This is a genomic window from Synechococcus sp. BA-120 BA3, from assembly GCF_034931285.1.
Classification (GTDB): Bacteria; Cyanobacteriota; Cyanobacteriia; order PCC-6307; family Cyanobiaceae; genus Cyanobium.
Genome location: NZ_JAYGHZ010000342.1, coordinates 1 through 6,283 on the forward strand (window position 1 = coordinate 1; position 6,283 = coordinate 6,283).

The 6,283-nt window shown below is 68.9% G+C and carries 10 protein-coding genes; 7 read left to right on the plus strand and 3 right to left on the minus strand.

Annotated features, from left to right (window positions below):
- A partial coding sequence (locus VB737_RS14100) for a ribbon-helix-helix domain-containing protein (RefSeq protein WP_500313886.1) occupies positions 1 to 272 on the minus strand: 272 nt, incomplete at its 3' end.
- 209 nt (positions 273 to 481) lie between these two features.
- Between VB737_RS14100 and VB737_RS14105 the strand changes: the two genes are divergently transcribed.
- From VB737_RS14105 to VB737_RS14125, 5 genes are all read left to right on the plus strand, one after another.
- Positions 482 to 790: a DUF8682 family protein gene (locus VB737_RS14105; RefSeq protein ID WP_500313888.1), complete on the plus strand. Its 309-nt coding sequence runs from the start codon at positions 482 to 484 to the stop codon at positions 788 to 790.
- A gap of 79 nt (positions 791 to 869) precedes the next feature.
- A complete protein-coding gene (locus tag VB737_RS14110) occupies positions 870 to 1,127 on the plus strand; it encodes a DUF8665 family protein (protein ID WP_500313890.1) in 258 nt (85 codons plus the stop codon).
- A gap of 241 nt (positions 1,128 to 1,368) precedes the next feature.
- Entirely contained in the window at positions 1,369 to 3,126 is a 1,758-nt protein-coding gene (locus VB737_RS14115; protein ID WP_500313892.1) for an ABC-F family ATP-binding cassette domain-containing protein, read from the plus strand.
- A 125-nt stretch (positions 3,127 to 3,251) separates the two neighbouring features.
- On the plus strand, positions 3,252 to 3,416 hold the full coding sequence (locus VB737_RS14120; protein ID WP_500313894.1) for a DUF8642 family protein: 165 nt from the start codon (positions 3,252 to 3,254) through the stop codon (positions 3,414 to 3,416).
- 249 nt (positions 3,417 to 3,665) lie between these two features.
- Positions 3,666 to 3,935, plus strand: a complete 270-nt coding sequence (locus VB737_RS14125; RefSeq protein WP_500313896.1) for a hypothetical protein — start codon at positions 3,666 to 3,668, stop codon at positions 3,933 to 3,935.
- 21 nt (positions 3,936 to 3,956) lie between these two features.
- Here the strand turns inward: VB737_RS14125 and VB737_RS14130 are convergent, their stop codons facing one another.
- Positions 3,957 to 5,114, minus strand: coding sequence for a trypsin-like peptidase domain-containing protein (locus VB737_RS14130; RefSeq protein WP_500313898.1), 1,158 nt, complete (start codon positions 5,112 to 5,114; stop codon positions 3,957 to 3,959).
- A gap of 252 nt (positions 5,115 to 5,366) precedes the next feature.
- On the opposite strand from VB737_RS14130, the gene VB737_RS14135 reads away from it, so the two are divergent.
- Entirely contained in the window at positions 5,367 to 5,657 is a 291-nt protein-coding gene (locus tag VB737_RS14135; RefSeq protein WP_500313899.1) for a DUF2973 domain-containing protein, read from the plus strand.
- Between the two features lie 64 nt (positions 5,658 to 5,721).
- The gene (locus VB737_RS14140) at positions 5,722 to 6,105 is read left to right on the plus strand and encodes a DUF8663 family protein (RefSeq protein ID WP_094586552.1); all 384 of its coding nucleotides are present in this window, start codon (positions 5,722 to 5,724) and stop codon (positions 6,103 to 6,105) included.
- On the opposite strand, the gene VB737_RS14145 is transcribed toward VB737_RS14140, so the two are convergent.
- Positions 6,069 to 6,283, minus strand: a 215-nt coding sequence (locus VB737_RS14145; RefSeq protein ID WP_500313901.1) for a hypothetical protein, incomplete at its 5' end; no start/stop codon positions are given. The two genes, VB737_RS14140 and VB737_RS14145, sit on opposite strands and share 37 nt — an antisense overlap.

Below are 6,283 nucleotides of genomic sequence, written 5' to 3' on the forward strand. Positions count from 1 at the left end.
GTGCCAGCCTGCTCCTGCTGCTCCAGCTCACGGCGGAAACGATCGGCGGCGACGGCGGGCCCGATCGGGTAGGGCGCCGCGGCCGGCTCGGGGGGGCGTTGCCGTTCCAGCCGTTCCACCCCCTGCTGGATCAGCACCTTGGCCATGTTGCTGACCGTGCGCGACTCGCTCTCCGCCAGGGCGGCCAGCCGGGCACAGAGCTCCTCCGGCAGGACGACCTGAATCCGCGGCGACTTCGGCTTGCCGCTGGAGGAGGTCTGACGGGTGGGCACGGTGCCTCTGGGTGGGGGCCGAAGAGAGGGTGCCGCTGGGATCCGGCGGGATAGGAAAAAGTGTACAGTGACTGTCATGGATAGTATCCATCAGTAGGGTTGTGGACCATCCCGCCCCCTCGGGATCCCCCTTCTCCGGGTCCACCAGCTCCAGGCCCACCCGTTCCACGCCACCCGTCCATTCCGACGGCCCACCGGCCGCTTCCGCCATGGCCCGCTCCACCCAGTCCCGTCCGACCGGTTCCGAGACCCCCCTGCAGCCCAAGACCCGCCAGAGCCGGCGGCGCAGCACGGCGGAGCGCAGCGATGTGCTGGTGTCCGCCGTGATCAGCACCTACCTGCTCACCCATCTGCACCATGTGCTGCAGCGGGCCGAGTACGGCGCCCAGCAGGAAGGGCGCCAGTCCCTGGCCGCCAACTACGCCCAGCTGCGCAAGGTGCTCTGCCTTGATGCCCGCAGCATGGAAGACGCCTCCGCCAGCGGCGCCGAGGAGGACACCAGTCCGCGCGCCGCCTGAGGCCTCCCTCACGAACCACCCGCAGGGGCTGCGCCCGAGGCCCCGGTGCCCATAAGGTCAGGGAAGAATCCCGGCCAGGATGACCACCAGCAACGCCGCAGACAACGCCTCCAGTAACGCCGCAGAGCTCTACGGACGCATCAGCAACGACGTGGAGCTCACCCAGTCATTGTTCCGCCAGGCCCTTCAGGACCCCAGCGGCGCCCTCAGCCGGATCGTCGCCCTCGGCGAGCAGGAGGGTCTGCCGGTCAGCCCGGAGGAGGTCAAGGCCCACCTGGCCGGCCTCGATGACGGCGCCACCAAGCAATGGCTGATCAAGGCCCGGGGCGGACTCTGAGGCCGGGGACCGGCGGCTCTCCTGCGGGGGACGGCGGGGTTGTTCCCGACGCTGGGATCCACCACCCTGGGCCCAGCTGAAGAACAGCCAGTAGCTCGTCAGCGCCAGGCCCGCCGCCACCACCAGGGCGGCGATCTGCTCAAGGCGCTTGATCATTCGGACGACGCGACCGGACCGGTTCGTCAGTCTGCAGGACGCCCCGACAGGGGATGATGCGCACACCGCGACCGCCTTCCGCTCCGTGCTGCGCCTCGAACGCATCGGCAAGATCTATCCCACCGGTGAGGTGCTCAAGGACATCACCTGGGAGGTGAAGGCAGGGGACCGGATCGGCCTGGTGGGGGTCAACGGGGCCGGCAAATCCACCCAGATGCGCATCATCGCCGGGCTGGAGGAGCCGACCAGCGGCCAGGTGGTCCGCCAGGGGGATCCCCGCATCGCCTACCTGCAGCAGGAGTTCGATGTCGACCTCGCCCGCAGCGTGCGCCAGGAACTGTTCCAGGCCTTCGGGGAGGCGGCCCAGGTGCTCAACCGCCAGCGGCAGGTGGAGGAGGCGATGGCCAGCGAGGAGGCCGGCGCCGATCCGGCCCTGCTCGACCGGCTGATCGACGAGCTCGGCCAGCTGCAGAGTCGCTTCGAGGCCCTGCACGGCTACGAACTCGATGCCCGCATCGACAAGCTGCTGCCCAGCATCGGCTTCACCCCGGAGTCGGCCGAGCGGGCGGTGGGCGACTACTCGGGCGGCTGGCAGATGCGCATCGCCCTGGGCAAGATCCTGCTGCAGGAGCCGGATCTGCTGCTCCTGGACGAACCCACCAACCACCTCGACGTCGAAACGATCCAGTGGTTGGAGACCTACCTGGTGGAGCAGACGGTTCCCCTGGTGGTGATCAGCCACGACCGGGCCTTCCTCGACCGGGTCTGCAACCAGATCGTCGAGACCGAACGCGGTGTCTCCCGCACCTACCTGGGCAACTACAGCCAGCACCTCGAGCAGAAGGCCCTGGAGCGGGAGGCGGGCCAGGCGGCCTACGAGCGCCAGCAGAAGGAACTGAGCAGCCAGCAGGCCTACATCGACCGTTTCCGGGCCAGCGCCACCCGCAGCACCCAGGCCAAGAGCCGCGAGAAGCTGCTGGAGAAGGTGGAGCGGATCGAGGCGCCGCTGGAATCGGTGGGTGGGCCGCGGTTCGCCTTCCCCCCCGCCCCGCGCTCCGGACGGGTGGTGGCCTCGATCGAGAACCTCACCCACGGCTATGACGACCAGATCCTGTTCCTGGGGGCGAATCTGGAGGTGGAGCGGGGCGATCGGATCGCCTTCGTCGGGCCGAACGGTGCCGGCAAGTCCACCCTGCTGCGGCTGGTGATGGGCTACGAGGTCCCCCTCGAAGGCCAGGCGGGCCTGGGAGAGCACCATGTGGTGGCCGGTTACTTCGAGCAGAACCAGGCCGAAGCCCTGGATCTGGCCAAAACGGTGATCGACACCCTGTTCGAGGCCGTTCCCGACTGGACCCAGACCCAGGTGCGCTCCCTGCTGGGCAGTTTCGGCTTCAGCAACGACACGGTGTTCAAGCCGGTGGCCAAGCTCAGCGGCGGCGAGAAGGCCCGCCTGGCCCTGGCCCTGATGCTGCTCACCCCCTGCAATCTGCTGGTGCTCGACGAGCCCACCAACCACCTCGACATTCCCGCCAAGCAGATGCTCGAGGAGGCCCTGATGGCCTACGAGGGGGCCGCCCTGCTGGTCTCCCACGACCGTTTCTTCATCGGCCGGGTGGCCAACCGGATCGTCGAGGTGCGGGACGGAGAGCTGGTGCTCTACCGCGGCGACTACGCCTACTACCAGGAGAAGAAACGGGAGGAGGCCGAAGAAAGCGAGCGGCTGGAGCAGGAGCGCCGCCTCGCCGCCAGGCGCGACGAACAGCGGCAGAAGCAGAAGGCCAAGGCCGCCCAGAAGGCGGGTGGAACATCCAAGGGCAAAGCCGCGGGGACGCCCGGCGGCTGAGGCGACACCGCTAGGGACGGCGCGCAAAATACAACTTCATGGAGACCTAGGCAGGAAGACTCATTTCTCTGGTGTGGTCGGTTCTGTGTGCATAGGCTGACAAGGTCACCCATCCAGGAGCAGCGATGACCATCCCGAACGTCGTCACCGACGGTTGGACTGCGGACCGCGAGGAGGCCACCGGCACCAGCGATGCGATGGAGGTGTATTTCGAATGCATCACCACCTGTTCCCTGGAGGACGGTGAGTGCGTCACCCGCTGCGTGGAAGAGCTGCGCGAGCGGCACTGACCGCTTGCGGCACTGACCGCTTGCAGCACTGACTGGGACAGGCGCGGCAGCGGCGACGGGGCCTGGACGGGACGGGGCGGGCCCCGTCGCTACCGCTGGTCAGGGGCGGCGGCAAGGGGCAACGGGCCAGAGGCAGGGGTTGAGCGGATTTCCTGACCGGGGCATAGGCCCTGTAACAGCCGCTACGGGACATCTTGAAACAGTTTGTAGCTTTGGGCCGGTCAGAAACGCCCCATCGCACAGCCCACCATGTCCGAACCCCTCGCCCTCACGCTCGGTCAGAAATTCGAGCTGGAGCGCATGACCCGGGCCATCGACGCCACGGGGGATCCGCAGGTCCTGCGGGGGCTGGCCAAGCAGTTGCTTCAGGCCTGGCAGAGCCAGAAGGCCGCCACCCAGTGGGTGATGCGCCAGCAGCTGGGTTCTCCCGCCCGGTTCGGCGCCGAGCTCACCATGGACGCCGGCCTGCTGGACGCCCTCCGTCCCGACGGCGGCAAGGGGGGCATGGACGTCCTCTGAGCGGCGAGCTCGGGCCTTTCCTCATCCCTGACGCAGCAGGGCCATGTCGCCAGGGATGAGCCGCAGGTTCACCATCGACCCCTGACGGTTCACCGTCAGATTGAGGGTTCCCCCCACCCCCGCCCTCTCGACGGCGTTGATCACCTGGGAGGGATCCTTCACCACGGCCCCCTGGGCCGCGACGATCACATCACCGGTCCTGAGCCCACCCCGAGCCGCGGGTCCGTTGGGCTGCACCGAAACCACAACCGCACCCTGGGAAACACCGGAGCCGCTTCCCGCCCGGACCTCATCGAGCCCCACACCGATCATGGGGTGGGTGGCCCGGCCGGTCGCCACCAGCTGATTGACGATGCCGCGGGCGCGGTTGATCGGGATGGCGAAGCCCAGGCCGGCTCCCGGACCCGAGCGCACCAGGGTGTTGATTCCCACCACCTCGCCGTCGGCGTTCAGCAGCGGTCCACCGGAGTTGCCCGGGTTGATGGCGGCGTCGGTCTGGATCAGATCCAGCCGCTTGTCGGTGATGCCGAGCTTGCTGGCGTTGCGGTTGAGGCTGCTGATGATCCCCAGGGTGACGGTGTTGTCGAGGCCGAAGGGATTCCCCACCGCGATCGCCCAGTCCCCCACCTGGAGGGCATCGGAGTTGCCCAGGGGCGCCACGGGCCAGGGGCCCGCCCCCACCAGGCGCACCACCGCCAGGTCGGTGAGCTTGTCAAGCCCCACGACCCGGCCCTCGTAGCGCCGGCCGTTCTCGAGACCCACCGTCACCCGGTCGATCTGGTCGACCACATGGGCGTTGGTGAGCACCAGCCCGTCGGACTGGAGGATCACGCCACTTCCCTGGCCCCGCTCGGTGCGCCGTGAAGGGGCCCCCTGCTGGGGAATGCCGAAGAACTGGCGGAACAGGGGGTCGTTGAGCAGCCCCCGGGGCAGGCCGCCGGTGGCGGCCGACTGGACGGTGCGCTCCGTGTCGATGGTGACCACGGCCGGGCCCGCCCGGCGGATCGCCGCCGCCACGAAGGATTGCCGGCCGAGAACGGCCGCGGCCGGCTGGGCCAGACCGGGGGAGGTGAGGCTCGGGCTGACCAGGGCGGTGGTGGCGGTCACCGTGGCGGTGGCCGCCGCCGTGACCGTGGCCAGCCCGGCGGCGGCCGCGGCAAGAACGCGGGAGGAACGCATCGTGAACAAGCTCGGATGGAAAAACCGTAGGCAAGTCCCCGGGAACGAGAAAGGGGAGGCAAACCGGCCTGACCGGCTATAGTTTGTAAAGTTTTTTATCGGGTCATGGACACAAGCCGCCTGCTGCTGGCCTTTCTCGCCTTCGGAGCCGCCTGCACCTCCCTCTGGGCCTGGATGCTGGCCACCACCACCGCTCCGTCGGACGGGTGATGATGGGGGAGAGTCCGCGGACTGCGGGGTTCCCATCGCGCCATGACCTCCCTCCTCTCGCAGATCTTCCCGATCGTCTACGGGGCCTGTTTCATCCTTCTGCTGTGGCAGGCGTTCCGGGTCATGGGGCAGGGCTTCCGCGCCATTCCCCGCCCTGGCGACGCCGGAGCCGCCGCCACCGACCCGGGCGGCCCCGCCGGTGATCGCACCGGCCGTCTCACCATCCACCCGGAGCTGCTGGACGCCGACGGCCAGCTGACCCAGGAGGACCTGCTGACCGTGCGTTTCAGCGGTGACAACGAGCAGCCCGCCTTCCCCGCCGATCCGAACTGAGCGCGGCCGGCCGGCCGCTGAATAGGCTCCCTGAGGTGAATGCGCCAACTGGCGGAGATCGATGGTGGATCAGAGAACGCGAATCGTCGCGGCCGTGCTCGGAGCACTGAAGCTGCCGCCACGGTTTCGGCTCAAGATGGTGAAGGACGACCCCATCCGGCTTGAGCTCAGCCTGACGCCGTCCTACGGCAAGGATCCGATCCTGGTCGGCATCGTCGAATCCCAGGATCTGGTGGCCCGCCGTGACCGGGAGGGGCGCATCCCCCGCGACCTTCAGGGCACCTGGGACTGGACCGTGCGCCACGGCAAGGTGACCACCGGCGGCTGGAACCCCTACCTGAAGGAAGCCCTCCAGACCATGTTCGAGACCGGCCTGCCCGCCATCGTCTACGAGGAAACCACCGGAGAGGCCTACCACCCGGTGGATGGCCTCCGCCACGTGCGCTGAACACGCCCCTGCCCATCGACGGCCGCCTGGCGGCCATCACCGCCGCCCTCGGGCCCGGGGCCACCCTGCTGCTCCAGGCCGAACCCGGCGCCGGCAAGACCACCCGGGTTCCCCTCACCCTGCTGGAGAGCTTCGGCGACGAGGGCCGCCTGCTGCTGCTGGAGCCGAGGCGGCTGGC

Coding starts and splice junctions, on each gene's coding strand:
- VB737_RS14105 (WP_500313888.1), top strand. CDS start 482: ATGGCCCGCTCCACCCAGTCCCGTCCGACCGGTTCCGAGACCCCCCTG.
- VB737_RS14110 (WP_500313890.1), top strand. CDS start 870: ATGACCACCAGCAACGCCGCAGACAACGCCTCCAGTAACGCCGCAGAG.
- VB737_RS14120 (WP_500313894.1), top strand. CDS start 3,252: ATGACCATCCCGAACGTCGTCACCGACGGTTGGACTGCGGACCGCGAG.
- VB737_RS14125 (WP_500313896.1), top strand. CDS start 3,666: ATGTCCGAACCCCTCGCCCTCACGCTCGGTCAGAAATTCGAGCTGGAG.
- VB737_RS14130 (WP_500313898.1), bottom strand. CDS start 5,114: ATGCGTTCCTCCCGCGTTCTTGCCGCGGCCGCCGCCGGGCTGGCCACG.
- VB737_RS14135 (WP_500313899.1), top strand. CDS start 5,367: ATGACCTCCCTCCTCTCGCAGATCTTCCCGATCGTCTACGGGGCCTGT.